The 14,496-nt window shown below is 66.5% G+C and carries 11 protein-coding genes; all 11 read left to right on the top strand.

From position 1 onward, the window contains the following. The first annotated feature begins 7 nt into the window (after window positions 1-7). Complete coding sequence (locus ML401_RS28055) at window positions 8-1,480, top strand: UDP-N-acetylmuramoyl-L-alanyl-D-glutamate--2,6-diaminopimelate ligase (RefSeq protein ID WP_285807643.1); 1,473 nt, start codon at window positions 8-10, stop codon at window positions 1,478-1,480. Next, window positions 1,477-2,856: a UDP-N-acetylmuramoyl-tripeptide--D-alanyl-D-alanine ligase gene (gene murF / locus ML401_RS28050; protein WP_285807642.1), complete on the top strand. Its 1,380-nt coding sequence runs from the start codon at window positions 1,477-1,479 to the stop codon at window positions 2,854-2,856. The genes ML401_RS28055 and murF overlap by 4 nt, the downstream gene beginning before the upstream one ends. Before the next feature lie 150 nt (window positions 2,857-3,006). Next, the gene (gene mraY / locus ML401_RS28045; RefSeq protein ID WP_194403932.1) at window positions 3,007-4,110 is read left to right on the top strand and encodes a phospho-N-acetylmuramoyl-pentapeptide-transferase; all 1,104 of its coding nucleotides are present in this window, start codon (window positions 3,007-3,009) and stop codon (window positions 4,108-4,110) included. Window positions 4,111-4,117: 7 nt separating this feature from the next. Continuing rightward, window positions 4,118-5,515: a UDP-N-acetylmuramoyl-L-alanine--D-glutamate ligase gene (gene murD / locus ML401_RS28040; protein ID WP_285807641.1), complete on the top strand. Its 1,398-nt coding sequence runs from the start codon at window positions 4,118-4,120 to the stop codon at window positions 5,513-5,515. A 196-nt stretch (window positions 5,516-5,711) separates the two neighbouring features. Then, entirely contained in the window at window positions 5,712-6,863 is a 1,152-nt protein-coding gene (gene ftsW, locus ML401_RS28035; protein WP_194403930.1) for a putative lipid II flippase FtsW, read from the top strand. A gap of 189 nt (window positions 6,864-7,052) precedes the next feature. Continuing rightward, entirely contained in the window at window positions 7,053-8,153 is a 1,101-nt protein-coding gene (murG, locus tag ML401_RS28030; protein ID WP_194403929.1) for an undecaprenyldiphospho-muramoylpentapeptide beta-N-acetylglucosaminyltransferase, read from the top strand. 124 nt (window positions 8,154-8,277) lie between these two features. Then, entirely contained in the window at window positions 8,278-9,681 is a 1,404-nt protein-coding gene (gene murC / locus ML401_RS28025) for a UDP-N-acetylmuramate--L-alanine ligase (RefSeq protein WP_285807640.1), read from the top strand. Between the two features lie 4 nt (window positions 9,682-9,685). Beyond that, entirely contained in the window at window positions 9,686-10,606 is a 921-nt protein-coding gene (gene murB, locus ML401_RS28020; RefSeq protein ID WP_285807639.1) for a UDP-N-acetylmuramate dehydrogenase, read from the top strand. 152 nt (window positions 10,607-10,758) lie between these two features. Next, the gene (locus ML401_RS28015) at window positions 10,759-11,745 is read left to right on the top strand and encodes a D-alanine--D-alanine ligase (RefSeq protein WP_211416611.1); all 987 of its coding nucleotides are present in this window, start codon (window positions 10,759-10,761) and stop codon (window positions 11,743-11,745) included. A gap of 350 nt (window positions 11,746-12,095) precedes the next feature. Then, window positions 12,096-13,124, top strand: coding sequence for a cell division protein FtsQ/DivIB (locus ML401_RS28010; protein WP_285807638.1), 1,029 nt, complete (start codon window positions 12,096-12,098; stop codon window positions 13,122-13,124). Next, window positions 13,121-14,443 (top strand): cell division protein FtsA, encoded by a 1,323-nt coding sequence (ftsA, locus tag ML401_RS28005; RefSeq protein WP_194403925.1) that lies wholly within the window; start codon window positions 13,121-13,123, stop codon window positions 14,441-14,443. Before ML401_RS28010 ends, ftsA begins: the two co-directional genes overlap by 4 nt. Window positions 14,444-14,496: the final 53 nt, after the last annotated feature.

Raw genomic sequence — 14,496 nt, 5'->3', positions numbered from 1 at the left:
GAAGACCATGAAGCTGCGCGACCTCCTGGGTCTGGATATTCTGGGCAATGACGCCGCGATCGAGCCCGCCATCGCCGCGCTCGATGTGACCGGCCTTGCGCTCGACAGCCGCGTCGTCAAGCCGGGTGATCTCTTCTTCGCGCTGGCGGGCAGCAAGACCGATGGCGCGCGCTTCGTCGACGCCGCGATTGCCGCGGGCGCGGTCGCCGTCGTCGGCGACCATGCGCCTGATGGCGGCAAGGTGCCGTTCATCGCCGTCGCCAATCCGCGCCGTGCGCTGGCGCTGGCCGCCGCAAGCTTCTTCCCCGCCCAGCCGGCGACCATCGCGGCCGTGACCGGCACCAGCGGCAAGACCTCGGTTGCAGCCTTCACGCGCCAGATCTGGGAGCGGCTGGGGCATGTCTCCGCCAGCATCGGCACCATCGGTCTCGTCTCGCCCAAGCGCACGGTCTATGGCTCGCTGACGACGCCGGATCCGATCGCACTGCACCGGCAGATCGATGAGATCGCGCGCGAGGGCGTCACCCATCTCGCCTTCGAGGCGTCGTCGCACGGGCTCGATCAATTCAGGCTCGACGGCGTGCGTGTCTCCGCCGGCGGCTTCACCAATCTCTCGCGCGACCATATGGATTATCATCCGACCGTCGCGCATTACCTTGCCGCGAAACTCCGCCTGTTCCGCGAGCTGGTGCCGCCCGGCGGCGCGGCGGTGATCTCGGCCGATCATGATTGCTCGGCGGAAGCGATCGACGCTGCGAAGACGCGCGGCCTGCGCGTCATGGCGGTCGGTCGCAACGGCGACGGGGCAGGCGAGGGCATTCGTCTCGCGGACGCCAGGGTCGAAGGCTTCTCGCAAGTGCTCGCGCTCGAGCATCGCGGCAAGCGCTATGCGATCCGCCTGCCGCTGGTCGGGGAATTCCAGATCGAGAACTCGCTGGTGTCGGCGGGTCTTGCCATCGGGACCGGCAGCGATGCGGCCAACGTGCTTGCAAGCCTTGAGCATCTCGAAGGCGCCAAGGGACGACTCGAGCTCGTCGGCGAGCGCAATGGCGCGCCGATCTTCGTCGACTACGCGCACAAGCCCGATGCGCTCGTGAAGGCACTGCAGGCGCTGCGTCCCTATGCCAGGCGCAGGCTGGTCGTCGTGTTCGGCGCCGGCGGCGACCGCGATGCCGGCAAGCGTCCGATCATGGGCGAGATCGCAGCCGAGAACGCTGACGGAATCATCATCACCGACGACAATCCGCGCAGCGAGAAGCCGGAAGCGATCCGCGCCGCGATCCTCGCTACCGCCAGGGGCGCCCGCGAAATCGGCGACCGTGCCGCTGCCATCCGCGCCGCGATCGAGGAATTGCAGGAGGGCGATGCGCTGCTCATCGCCGGCAAGGGCCACGAGACCGGGCAGATCGTCGGCGGAGAGGTTTTGCCCTTCAGTGATCACGAGGCGGTCGCCGCCGCATTAGCGTCGAGGGTTGCATGAGCGCGCCGATATGGACGGTTGCCGAAGTGGCGCGCGCGCTGAGCGCGGACGGATCGTTCCCGGATACTCCGATCGATTTCGTCACCCAGGATAGCCGCCTGGTGAAACCGGGCAGCCTGTTCGTCGCGCTATCAGGCACGCCGAGCGGCGGCTTCGTCTCGGCCTTTGCCAGCGCGCGCGACGGCTGGGAGTTCGCAGACAAGGCTGAGGCGTCCGGTGCGGTCGCGATGATCGTTCCGCATGAAATCGCCGGCATCCGCATTCCCCAAATCGTCGTCAAGGACACGCTGATCGACGGCCTCTGGGGCCTCGCACGCGCCGCGCGCGCGCGGTTCAACGGGCCGGTGATCGGGCTCACCGGCAGCGCGGGCAAGACCAGCACCAAGGAATTTCTGGCGGCCTATCCGAACGCCTATGCCAGCCCCTCGAGCTTCAACAATTTCTGGGGCGTGCCGCTGACGCTGTGCAATGCGCGCACCGATGCCACCCTCTGGGTCGTCGAGATGGGCATGAACCAGAAAGGCGAGATCGCACGGCTCAGCGAATTGACGCGGCCGACGGTCGCGCTCGTCGTCAACGTCCAGCCGGTGCATCTGGAAAAGCTCGGCTCGCTCGAAGCCATCAGGCGCGAGAAGGTCTCGATTGCGCTCGGCCTGCCCGAGGACGGGGTGCTGGTGCTGCCCGCCGGGCTCAAGGCGTCGGAATGGAAGGGCAAGGTCGTCCGCTTCGGTGAGCACGCCGAGGTGCACGAGGTCGCGCACGCGCCGCACGGCGAGAGCTGGCAGATCGTGGCCATGATCGGCAAGAAGGAACTTGCCTTCAGTCTGACGCCGGGCGCGCCGCACCGCGTTCAAAATGCGCTGGCTGCGCTCGCCGCGATCCGTGCGGCGGGTCTCGACCCGGCGACGCTCGCGATCAAGCTCGACCGGGTCGGCATCATGACCGGCCGCGGCGTCGAGCAGACGATCGGCGGCATCACCGTGATCGACGACAGTTTCAACGGCAATCCGGCCAGCGTCGCTGCCGCGCTGCAGAGCCTGCAGGCACGCAACATGACCGGCGGCCGCCGCATTGCGGTGCTCGGCGACATGCTGGAGCTGGGCGAAGACGCCCCGGACTATCACACCGCCCTTGCCAAGCACCTCGACGGCATCGACGGGGTCTACTGCGTCGGCCCTCTGATGCGGCACCTCTTTGAGGTGCTGCCATCAGGCAAGGGTCTCGGCTGGCACGACGACCCCGCCACGCTGAAGCCGGGCGAGGTCGCGAGCCTGCTGCAGGCAGGCGATGTCGTGGTTGTCAAGGGCAGCAAGAAGATGTTCTGGGTCAACAAGTTTGTGCCGGGCCTGGTGGCCGCCTTGCAGGCAAAGGCGTAAACTGCTTGGAAGGCGCCGTTCCCGAATCCCACCCTTTGCGGCGCGAAGCCGTCCGGTTTCCCTGGGGGCGCGCGACCCATGATGAAGACCAGCGAATGCGCGTGAGGCACGCCAAGATCGTGCGTGCAGAGGCGCCATAGGACCGTCTGAATGTTTTACTGGCTGATCGAGCTCTCCAACACATTTCCGGGCTTCGGTGCCGTTCGCACCTTCCTGAACGTCTTCCGCTACATCACTTTCCGCACCGGCGGCGCGGTGGTCACCGGTGCGCTGTTCGTGTTCCTGTTCGGGCCCTGGATCATCGACCATCTGCGTATCCGCCAAGGCAAGGGCCAGCCGATCCGGACCGACGGTCCGCAATCGCATCTCGCCAAGAAGGGAACGCCCACGATGGGCGGGCTGATGATCCTGTCCGGCCTCACCGTCGGTACCGTGCTGTGGGCCAATCCGCTCAACCCCTATGTCTGGATCGTGCTGGCGGTGACGCTCGGTTTCGGCTTCGTCGGCTTCTATGACGACTACCTCAAGGTGACCAAGCAGACCACGAGCGGGTTCGGCAGCAAGCTTCGCCTGCTGATCGAGGCGGCGATCGCGCTGGTGGCCTGCTACGCCCTGGTGCGGCTGAACCGCGATCCCGCGTCCACCGCGCTGACGATTCCTTTCCTGAAGGACACCGTGCTGCATTTCGGCTGGTTCTTCGTGATCTTCGGTGCCTTCGTCATCGTCGGCTCCGGCAACGCGGTGAACCTCACCGACGGTCTCGACGGCCTCGCCATCGTGCCCGTGATGATCGCGACCGCGAGCTTTGCGATGATCGCCTATCTCGCCGGCAATGCGGTGTTCGCCGAATATCTCCAGATCAAATATGTCGCCGGCACCGGCGAGCTCGCGGTGCTCTGCGGCGCGCTTCTAGGCGCCGGCCTCGGCTTCCTCTGGTTCAACGCGCCGCCGGCGTCGATCTTCATGGGCGACACCGGCTCGCTCGCGCTCGGCGGCATGCTGGGTGCCATCGCGGTCGCGGTGAAGCACGAGATCGTGCTCGCGGTGATCGGCGGCCTGTTCGTGCTGGAGGCGGTCTCCGTCATCGTGCAGGTGGTGTCGTTCAAGCTGACCGGAAAACGCATCTTCCGCATGGCGCCGATCCATCACCATTTCGAGCAGCTCGGCTGGACCGAGCCGCAGATCGTGATCCGGTTCTGGATCATCTCGGTGATGCTGGCGCTGGCCGGCCTGTCGACGCTGAAGCTGCGGTGATCGCTCGATGATCCCCGTCACCTCCTTTGCCGGCAAGACCGTCGCGGTGTTCGGCCTCGGCGGCTCCGGGCTCGCCTCCTGCCACGCGCTAAAGGCCGGCGGCGCCGAGGTGATCGCGGCCGACGACAACGCCGAGAACGTCGCCAAGGCTGCGCAGGCCGGCTTCATCACCGCGGATTTGCGCAACGTGTCCTGGGCGAACTTTGCGGCGCTCGTGCTCGCGCCCGGCGTGCCGCTGACCCATCCGGTCCCGCATTGGAGCGTGCTGAAGGCGCGCGAGGCGGGCTGTGAGGTGATCGGCGACATCGAGCTGTTCTGCCGCGAGCGGCGGCGCCATGCGCCGGATGCGCCGTTCGTCGCCATCACCGGGACCAACGGCAAGTCGACCACGACGGCGCTGATCGCGCACCTCACGAAGGTTGCCGGCTACGACACCCAGATGGGCGGCAATATCGGCACCGCGATCCTGTCGCTGGAGCCGCCGCGCACGGGCCGCGTCCACGTCATCGAGATGTCGTCCTACCAGATCGACCTCACGCCCTCGCTAGATCCCTCCGTCGGCATTTTGCTCAATGTCAGCGAAGACCATATCGATCGTCACGGCACCATCGCGCACTACGCCGCGGTGAAGGAGCGCCTCGTTGCGGGCGTGCAAGGAGGCGGCACCGCGATCGTCGGCGTTGACGACGGCTTTTGCCGCGACATCGCCGACCGGCTCGACCGCTCGGGCAAGAATGTGGTGCGCATCTCCGTCAAGAACCCGCTGGCGTCGGGCATCCATGTCGAGCACGGCAATATCGTGCGCACCGCGGGCGGTGCGCGCAGCGAGATCGCCGCGCTCGGCGGCATCGGCTCACTCCGCGGCTTGCACAACGCGCAGAACGCGGCCTGCGCGGCCGCAGCCGCGCTCGCGATGGGCATCGGCCTCGACGTGCTTCAGAATGGCCTGCGCAGCTTTCCGGGCCTCGCCCACCGCATGGAGCAGGTCGGCCGCCGCGGCAACGTGCTGTTCGTCAACGATTCCAAGGGCACCAATGCGGACGCCACCGCGCATGCGCTGTCGTCCTTTGCCGACATCTTCTGGATCGCCGGCGGCAAGCCCAAGGCGGGCGGTATCACTGGTCTCACCGGTTATTTCCCACGCATCCGCAAGGCCTATCTGATCGGCGAGGCCGCGCAGGAATTTTCCGGCACGCTTGGTAGTGTCGCGCACGAGATCAGCCAGACGCTGGACGTCGCCGTCGAGCACGCCGCGCGCGATGCGGAGGCATCAGGCCTCACCGATGCCGTCGTGCTGCTGTCGCCAGCCTGTGCGTCCTTCGACCAGTATCGCAACTTCGAGATCCGCGGCACCAAGTTCCGCGAGCTGGTGCAGGCGCTGCCGGGCGTGAAGCCGGTGGTGTAGCGAGTTCTCGTGTCCCGGACGCGCGTAGCGCGAGCCGGGACCCAGAAGCCGCTGGGCCCCGGCTCTGCAGCGCACCGCAATGGCGCTGCGCTGCGTCCGGGGCACGAGACTGTGCACAACTTCATCCACTTCCTTAACCCTGCGGTAACCAACCTCGGCGACCAATGGGCTGACCTCTGTCCGAAAGCGGCCGCCCATGCTCTCCCGTGAAGAACGCACCCCCTTTTCCGAGTGGTGGTGGACCGTCGACAAGCCGCTGATGGGCGCGATCCTGGCCTTGATGCTGACCGGCGTGATCCTGTCGCTGGCGGCGAGCCCGCCGGTTGCGACGCGCATCGGGCTCGATCCCTTCCACTTCTTCAGCCGCCACGTGCTGTTCCTGGTGCCGTCCTGCATCGTGTTGCTCGGGGTGTCCTTCCTGTCGCCGCGCGCGATCCGCCGTTCGGCGCTGATCATCTTCGCGGCGAGCATCATCCTGATCGTGCTGACGCTCGCGATAGGCCCTGAGGTGAAGGGCTCGCGACGCTGGATCACGCTGCTCGGCGTCAACATCCAGGCCTCCGAGATCGCCAAGCCGTCCTTCGTCGTCATCGCGGCCTGGCTGTTTGCGGAATCGACCAAGCGGCCCGAGATGCCGGCGACCACGATGGCGCTGGTGCTGCTGTTGATGCTGGTCTCGCTGCTGGTGATGGAGCCGGATTTCGGCCAGACCATGCTGATCCTGATGGTGTGGGGCTCTCTGTTCTTCATCGCGGGCATGCGCATGATCTGGGTGTTCGGCCTCGCCGGCGCCGCGGCGGCCGGCCTGTTCAGCGCCTATCTGTTCGTGCCGCACGTCGCGGGCCGCATCAAGCGCTTCATGAACCCGGCCTCCGGCGACACCTTCCAGGTCGATACCGCCATGGAGGCCTTTTACAACGGCGGCTGGTTCGGCTTGGGGCCGGGCGAGGGCATCGCCAAGCGCAGCCTGCCGGACAGCCACACCGATTTCGTGTTCGCAGTCGCCGCCGAGGAGTTCGGCATCATCCTGTGCCTTGCGATGCTGACGCTGTTCGCCTTCGTCGTCATCCGCACGCTGTCGCGCGCCTATGCCAACGAGGACATGTTCTCGCGCTTCGCCGCCTCGGGTCTTGCGATCCTGTTCGGCGTGCAGGCCGCGATCAACATGTCGGTCAACCTCCAGCTCATCCCCGCCAAGGGCATGACGCTGCCGTTCATCTCCTATGGCGGCTCCTCGATCGTGTCGCTGGCCTATGGCGTCGGCATGATGCTGGCCCTGACGCGGCTGCGCCCGCGCACTGAGGTCGAAGCCAGCGGCCACGCCGAGGCGATGCGGAGTTACGCGTAGTTGCACGTGTCCCGGACAAGCTCCGCGAAGCGGAGCGCAGAGCCGGGATCCAGAATGCTGCAACCAATGGGCCCCGGTTCAGCAGCGCACCACGCTGCGAAGGGCAGCGCGCTGCGCTGCGCCCGGGGCACGAACACTTTCGTTGCCGCACTCGCAATGACGGAAAACTCCCTGTAAAACTCCGCCACCATGACCACGTCCCCCCTGATTCTTCTCGCCGCGGGCGGCACCGGCGGCCATCTGTTTCCGGCCGAGGCGCTCGGCGTCGAATTGATCCGGCGCGGCTATCGCGTCCGCCTCGTCACGGACGAGCGCGCGCTGCGCTATAGCGGGCTGTTCAGCAAGGACATGATCGACGTCGTGGCCAGCGAGACCGCGCGCGGCCGCAATCCGCTTCAGCTCGCCTATGCCGGGCTCACGCTCGTGGCCGGCACGCTGTCCGCTTACGGACTGATCAAGCGATTGAAGCCTGTCGCAGTCGTCGGCTTCGGCGGCTATCCGACGCTGCCGCCGCTGGTCGCGGCGAAATTCGCCGGCGTGCCCGGCATCATCCACGATGCCAACGCGGTGCTCGGCCGCGCCAACCGGTTCCTGTCGAGCCGCGTGCGCGCCATCGCGACGTCGTTGCCGGGCGTGCTCGACCGCGATCCCGCGCTGTCGGCCAAGACCACCACCGTCGGCACGCCAATGCGGCCGGCGGTGCTCGCTGCTGCCGCCGTGCCCTATGCTGCACCCGAGGTGAACGGCCCGCTGCGTCTGCTCGTCGTCGGCGGCAGCCAGGGCGCGCGCATCATGGCCGACATCGTGCCCGGTGCGATCGAGCGGCTCGAGCCTGCGCTGTGGGGCCGGCTCGTCCTCACCCAGCAGGTGCGCGACGAGGACATGAGCCGCGTCCGCGCGGTCTACGACAGGCTGAAGATCAAGGTGGAGCTGGCGCCGTTCTTCACCGACTTGCCGGCCCGGCTCGCGTCAAATCATCTCGTGGTATCGCGCTCCGGCGCCGGCACGGTGGCCGAGCTCGCGGCAATCGGCCGGCCCTCGATCCTGGTGCCGCTGCCGGGCTCGATCGACCAGGACCAGTTCGCCAATGCCGGCGTGCTGGTCAAGGTGGATGGCGCGATCCGTATCCCGCAGACCGAGTTCACCTCCGACCGTTTGGCGTCCGAAATCTCCGCCTTCGCCGCCGAACCCGCGCGCCTCGCCGCCATGGCCGCAGCGGCCCGTGGCGCGGGCCGGCTCGATGCCGCCGAGCGGCTGGCCGATCTGGTGGTCAAGGTTGCGGGAATCTGACGCGAAAAAGCCCTTGTCTTCGCCTTCTAAAGCGAGGCATCCAGTAAGAAAGGCGCGCGGCTGATTTGGCCGTGACCTTCGCCAGATGCCGCCTGCGGAAGGCGGCGAGGTCAGGGAACAGAGCATGAGACTGCCGCGCGAGATCGGACCCATCCACTTCGTCGGGATCGGCGGGATCGGCATGAGCGGCATCGCCGAGGTGCTGGTCAATCTCGGCTATGCCGTGCAGGGCTCGGATGCCTCCGACAATTACAATCTCGACCGGCTGCGCAAGAAGGGCGCGAAGGTTTCGGTGGGCCACAAGGCCGAGAATGTCGACGGCGCCGAAGTCGTCGTGGTCTCCACCGCGATCAAGCGCGACAATCCGGAACTGATGGCGGCGCGCGAACGGCGCATTCCTGTGGTGCGCCGCGCCGAGATGCTGGCCGAGCTGATGCGGCTGAAGAGCTGCGTCGCGATCGCGGGCACCCACGGCAAGACCACGACGACGACGATGGTCGCAACGCTGCTCGATGCCGGCGGGCTCGATCCCACCGTGATCAACGGCGGCATCATCAACGCCTATGGCTCCAACGCGCGGCTGGGTGCCGGCGACTGGATGGTGGTGGAAGCGGACGAGAGCGACGGCACCTTCCTGAAGCTGCCGACCGATGTCGCCATCGTCACCAATGTCGATCCCGAGCATCTCGATCACTTCAAGACCTTCGACGCCGTGCAGGACGCGTTCCGCCATTTCGTCGAGAATCTGCCATTCTATGGCTTCGCCGTGATGTGCATCGACCATCCCGTGGTGCAGACTCTTGTCGGCAAGATCGAGGATCGCCGCATCATCACCTATGGCGAGAACCCGCAGGCCGACGCGCGGCTGGTCGATCTCACCGCGGGCGGCGGCGGCTCGAAATTCAAGGTCGTGATCCGCGACCGCAAGGCCGGCACCACGCATGAGATCGCCGATCTCGCGCTGCCGATGCCGGGCCGGCACAATGCGTCGAACGCGACGGCAGCGATTGCGGTCGCGCATGCGCTCGGCGTCTCCGACGATGCGATCCGCAAGGCGATGGCCGGCTTCGGCGGCGTCAAGCGCCGCTTCACCAAAACCGGCGAGTGGAACGGCGTCACCGTCATCGACGATTACGGCCATCACCCCGTGGAGATCGCGGCGGTGCTGAAAGCGGCGCGCGATTCCTACACCGGCAAGGTGATCGCCGTGGTGCAGCCGCATCGCTACACCCGCCTGCAATCACTGTTCGAGGAATTCTGCACCTGCTTCAACGACGCGGATGCGGTTGTTGTCGCCGACGTCTATGCCGCCGGCGAAGCGCCCATCGACGGCATCGACCGCGACCATTTTGTGGAAGGCCTGCGCGCGCATGGGCATCGCGAGGTGGTGCCGCTGCCGGCGGCACCGGAGCTCGCGGGCATCGTCAAGCGGCTCGCGAAGTCCGGCGATCTCGTCGTGTGCTTAGGGGCCGGCAACATCACGCAATGGGCGTATGCCCTGCCGGATCAGTTGAAGGCGCTGGGGTAGGGTGGTGAGCTTCCCCGACATCACGCCCGCTCTCAAAGCCGCGATGCCGCAACTTCGCGGCCGGCTGCTCGCCAACCAGTCGCTGGCCGAGCTGACCTGGTTTCGCGTCGGCGGTCCGGCGCAGGTGCTGTTCACGCCGGCGGACGAGGACGATCTCGCTTACTTCCTGGCGCGTCTTGCGCCCGACATCCCCGTCTATGTCGTCGGCGTCGGCTCCAACCTCATCGTGCGCGATGGCGGCATTGCGGGCGTCGTGATCCGCTTGGCGCCGCGCGCCTTCGGCGAAGCGAGCGCGAGCGGCGACGTCGTCACCGCCGGCGCGGCCGCGCTCGACAAGCGCGTGGCGGAGGTGGCCGCCTCCGCCAATATCGGCGGGCTCGAATTCTACTTCGGCATTCCCGGCACCATCGGCGGCGCGCTGCGGATGAATGCGGGCGCCAATGGCGGCGAGACCAAGGACGTGCTGATCGAGGCGCGCGGCGTCGGTCGCGACGGTACCAAGCACGTCTTCTCCAATGCCGACATGAAGTTCGTTTATCGCAATAGCGGCGTCGATCCCTCCATCATCTTCACCTCCGCGCGTTTTCGCGGCGAGATCAGGGATGCGGAGACGATCCGCGCGCGGATGGCGGAGGTGCAGAGCCATCGCGAGACAGCGCAGCCGATCCGCGAGAAGACCGGCGGCTCGACCTTCAAGAATCCGCCCGGCCATTCCGCCTGGAAGCTGGTCGACGTCGCCGGCTGCCGTGGCCTGCGCGTCGGCGGTGCGCAGGTCTCGGAGATGCACTGCAACTTCCTGATCAACAATGGCGATGCCACCGCGCACGACATCGAGACGCTGGGCGAGACCGTACGCGAACGCGTGAAGGCGAATTCCGGGATTGAGCTACACTGGGAAATCAAGCGGATCGGGATTCCCGCGTGAGTGTCGTTCCGGGGCTCGCGAAGCGAGAACCCGGAATCCATCGGACGGCAGAGACGGTGGGGAAATGGATTCTCAGGTGCGCAATTGCGCACCATGGTTCGCGACTTCGTCGCGCCCCGGAATGACGAATGGAGAGATTGCAGACCATGACCATGCGCATCACCATCCTCTTCGGCGGCTCCAACCGCGAGCGTCTCGTCTCGGTCGCCTCGGCGCAGGCGCTGCATCAGGCGCTACCCGAGGCTGATCTCTGGTGGTGGGACGTCGAGGACAAGGTGCATGTCGTGCAGTCCAAGCAGCTGCTCGAGCACGCCCGTCCCTTCGAGGACGAGTTCAAGCCGGGCACGCGTGGCATTCCCTTGGAGCAGGCGCTCGACCAGGCCAAGGCCGAGAACCGAGTGCTGGTGCTCGGCCTGCATGGCGGGCGTGCTGAGAACGGCGAATTGCAGGTGATGTGCGAGGCGCGCGGCGTGCCCTTCACCGGATCGGGCTCGGCCTCCTCGCATCTGGCCTTCGACAAGATCGCGGCCAAGCATTTCGCCGCGCTCGGCGGCGTGGCATCGCCGCCGAACGTTGCGCTCGACGACATCGACGAAGCCTTCGCCGAATACGGAAGACTGATCGCAAAGCCGGCGCGCGACGGCTCGAGCTACGGTCTGATCTTCGTCAACGCCAAGCAGGATCTCGTCGCCGTCCGTAACGCGGCCAAGCACGAAGACTATGTCATCGAGCCCTACATCGCCGGCATCGAGGCGACCTGCGGTGTGCTGGAGCGCACCGATGGTTCGATCATCGCGCTGCCGCCGATCGAGATCATTCCGGGCGAGGGCAGCTTCGACTACGCCGCGAAATATCTGCTGAAGTCGACCCAGGAGATCTGCCCCGGCCGTTTCGCGCCCGAGATCACCGCCGCGCTGAAGGCGCAGGCGATGCTGGCGCATCGCGCGATGTCCTGCAGCGGCTACTCCCGGTCGGACTTCATCGTCTCGGACAAGGGCCTCGTCTATCTCGAGACCAACACGCTGCCCGGGCTGACCAAGTCCTCGCTCTACCCCAAGGCGCTGAAAGCCGAAGGCATCGCCTTCGTCGACTTCCTGCGCGGCCTCGTGGAGCTCGCCGGGCGGGCCGTGCGGAAATAATTAGGACTGGTTAACGGCCAAATGGGCGAAACGGGCCGGTTTGGGGTCCAAAACCGGTAAAATGCCGGACATCGCGGCATAAATGCCTCACACACCGGGGCAAAATGCGCCGGACGTTAACGAACTTTACCTTTTGTTTACCAGGACGTCCGAAGGTTAACGCTGGCGGCGCATATGGCGCTTTGGCTGCCGGCGCGTGAGCTGTCGCGGGTGATGTCACCTCCAGCGAACGCTTTGAAGGGGAGAGGTTTTCTTCTGCTGAAGACCAGCACCCGGCCCGGCATGTTCAAGACGTCATGTTCGCCAGGATCCGCGCGATGTCGCGGACTAACTGTTGACGAGCTCGTGCAATGGATGGAGCAGGAAGCCTCACCCGGTCTCTTTTCAGATCGCTGAGGCCCCAAGCTGACCTGAAGGCGGCCGCTGTCGGAGCGGTCGTGCTTCTGCGCGAGTGGCTGCAGGACAAGCACGCCGGGGCGCGCGCCGCCGCCAAGGACAGGATCAAGACCAGGGCGAAGGCCAAGGCCGCAGTCGAGCGCGAGCCGCCGCCGCGCGTGGTCGCGCTGGTCGAGCGCTATTTGCCGCGCCGGGTCGGGATCAGCATGACCGTGCTGCTGCTGATCGGCAGCACCGGCTTCGGCATCGTCAAGGGCGGCCATCTCCAGGATTTCGTCACCGCGGTCAGCGATGCCCGCAACGCGCTGGCCAATTCCGCCGGGTTCCGCATCACTTCGGTCGTGATCAACGGCCGCAAGCAGCTCACCCAGGACGAGATCCTGGCGATCGGCGGCGTCAGCGGCCGCTCTTCGCTGCTGTTCCTCGACGCCGACGCGGTGCGCGACAAGCTCAAGGCCAATCCCTGGATCGCGGATGCGACCGTGCTGAAGCTCTATCCGGGCCAGCTCATGATCGAACTGACCGAGCGCAAGGCGTTCGCGCTGTGGCAGGAGGCCGGCCGGCTTTCGGTCATCGCCGATGACGGCGCGGTGCTCGAGCCCTACGTCTCGCGCCGCTTCCTGTCGTTGCCGCTCGTGGTCGGCAAGGGCGCCGAGACCCAGGCCCGCGATTTCCTCGCGCTGCTGGCGCGCTATCCGCAGGTCAATTCCGTGACGAAAGCTGCGATCTATGTCGGCGAGCGGCGCTGGAATCTGAGGCTGAAGGACGGCCTCGACATTCGCCTGCCCGAGCAGGACATCGGCAACGCGCTCGCGATGCTGTCCAAGTTCGACAAGGAGGACAGGCTGTTCTCCCGCGATATCGTCGCCGTCGACATGCGCCTGCCCGATCGCCTGGTGGTGCAGCTGTCCGAGGACGCCGCCAAGGCGCGCGAAGATCTGTTCAAGGACAAGAAGAAAAAGAAGGCCGGGGACGCTGCATGACCGGTCTCGATCGCACCCAGACACCGAAGACGCGCCCGATGCCGCACAAGCGCGGCGGCCTCGTCGCCTGCCTCGACATCGGCACCAGCAAGATCGCCTGCATGATCGCGCGCCTGAAGCCGTCGGCGCCGAGCGAGGCGCTTCGCGGCCGCACCCATGCGGTGGAATTGATCGGATACAGCCAGATCCAGTCGCGTGGCATGAAGGCCGGCGCGGTGATCGATCTCGGCGAATGCGAGCAGGCCGTGCGCCAGGCCGTCGCGCTCGCGGAGAAGATGGCCAAGGTGCGGGTCGAGTCCGTGCTGCTCTCGGTCTCCGGCGGCCGGCTGTCCGGCCAGCTGGTGGAAGCCGCCGCCGACATCCGTGGTGGTGCCGTGACGCAGGCCGATGTCAGCCGCGTCACCTCCACCGGCATGCGCCACGCCACCGGCGAAGGCCGCACCGTGCTGCACGCGCTGCCGGTCGGCTACACGCTCGATGGCGTCAAGGGCATCCGCGACCCCCGCGGCATGGTCGCCCATCAATTCGGCGTCGACATGAACGTCGTCACCTGCGACGCCACCGTGGCGCGGAACCTGATGCTGGCGGTCGAGCGCTGCCACATCAATGTCGAAGCCATGGCGGCGAGCCCCTATGTCGCCGGATTGTCGGTGCTGACCGACGACGAGGCCGATCTCGGCGCCGCCGTCGTCGAGATGGGCGCCGGCACCACCACGATTGCCGTTTATTCAGGCGGCCGTTTCGTGCATGCGGCGGGTTTTGCGGTCGGCGGGCAACACATCACGATGGATCTCGCGCGCGGACTCTCCGCGACCATTGCCGATGCCGAGCGAATCAAGACGTTATACGGCACCGTCATCACCGGCGGATCGGACTCGCGTGAGCTGATGTCTGTGCCGACGGCCGGTGACGAGCAGGATCTGCCGCAGATCGTCTCCCGCGCCACCATCGCCAACATCGTCAAGCACCGTGCCGAGGAAGTCTTCGAAATGGTTCGGGACAAGCTGAAGGATTCGCCCTTCGCCTCGGAGCCCAACGGCCGCGTCGTGCTCTCGGGCGGCGCCTCGCAGCTCACCGGCCTCGTCGAACTCGGCACCCAGATTCTCGGCCGGCCCGTGCGGGTCGGACGTCCGCTCGGCTTCGGCCGGCTGCCCAACGAGGCGAAGAACGCCGCGTTCGCGGTGCCGGCCGGACTTCTCGTCTACCCGCAATATGTTCACCTCGAACATGTCGAACCGCGGCATACGCGGCAGCAGGTCAAGACAGGGACCGGCGGTTATTTCGGAAAGGTCGGACGATGGCTACGCGAGGGCTTCTGATGACTCCTGTCCGCAATTATCGATTTTCACCAACTCCCGCGGCCACCGGCCGG

This window comes from Bradyrhizobium sp. 62B (assembly GCF_030272265.2).
In the GTDB taxonomy this organism is placed as follows: Bacteria; Pseudomonadota; Alphaproteobacteria; order Rhizobiales; family Xanthobacteraceae; genus Bradyrhizobium.
This window is presented reverse-complemented; position numbering and strand designations above follow the sequence as displayed.

Bases quoted from the DNA above. Each gene is read 5' to 3' on its own strand.
- ML401_RS28055 (WP_285807643.1), top strand. From the start codon at position 8: ATGAAGCTGCGCGACCTCCTGGGTCTGGATATTCTGGGCAATGACGCC.
- murF (WP_285807642.1), top strand. From the start codon at position 1,477: ATGAGCGCGCCGATATGGACGGTTGCCGAAGTGGCGCGCGCGCTGAGC.
- mraY (WP_194403932.1), top strand. From the start codon at position 3,007: ATGTTTTACTGGCTGATCGAGCTCTCCAACACATTTCCGGGCTTCGGT.
- murD (WP_285807641.1), top strand. From the start codon at position 4,118: ATGATCCCCGTCACCTCCTTTGCCGGCAAGACCGTCGCGGTGTTCGGC.
- ftsW (WP_194403930.1), top strand. From the start codon at position 5,712: ATGCTCTCCCGTGAAGAACGCACCCCCTTTTCCGAGTGGTGGTGGACC.
- murG (WP_194403929.1), top strand. From the start codon at position 7,053: ATGACCACGTCCCCCCTGATTCTTCTCGCCGCGGGCGGCACCGGCGGC.
- murC (WP_285807640.1), top strand. From the start codon at position 8,278: ATGAGACTGCCGCGCGAGATCGGACCCATCCACTTCGTCGGGATCGGC.
- ML401_RS28015 (WP_211416611.1), top strand. From the start codon at position 10,759: ATGCGCATCACCATCCTCTTCGGCGGCTCCAACCGCGAGCGTCTCGTC.
- ML401_RS28010 (WP_285807638.1), top strand. From the start codon at position 12,096: ATGGATGGAGCAGGAAGCCTCACCCGGTCTCTTTTCAGATCGCTGAGG.
- ftsA (WP_194403925.1), top strand. From the start codon at position 13,121: ATGACCGGTCTCGATCGCACCCAGACACCGAAGACGCGCCCGATGCCG.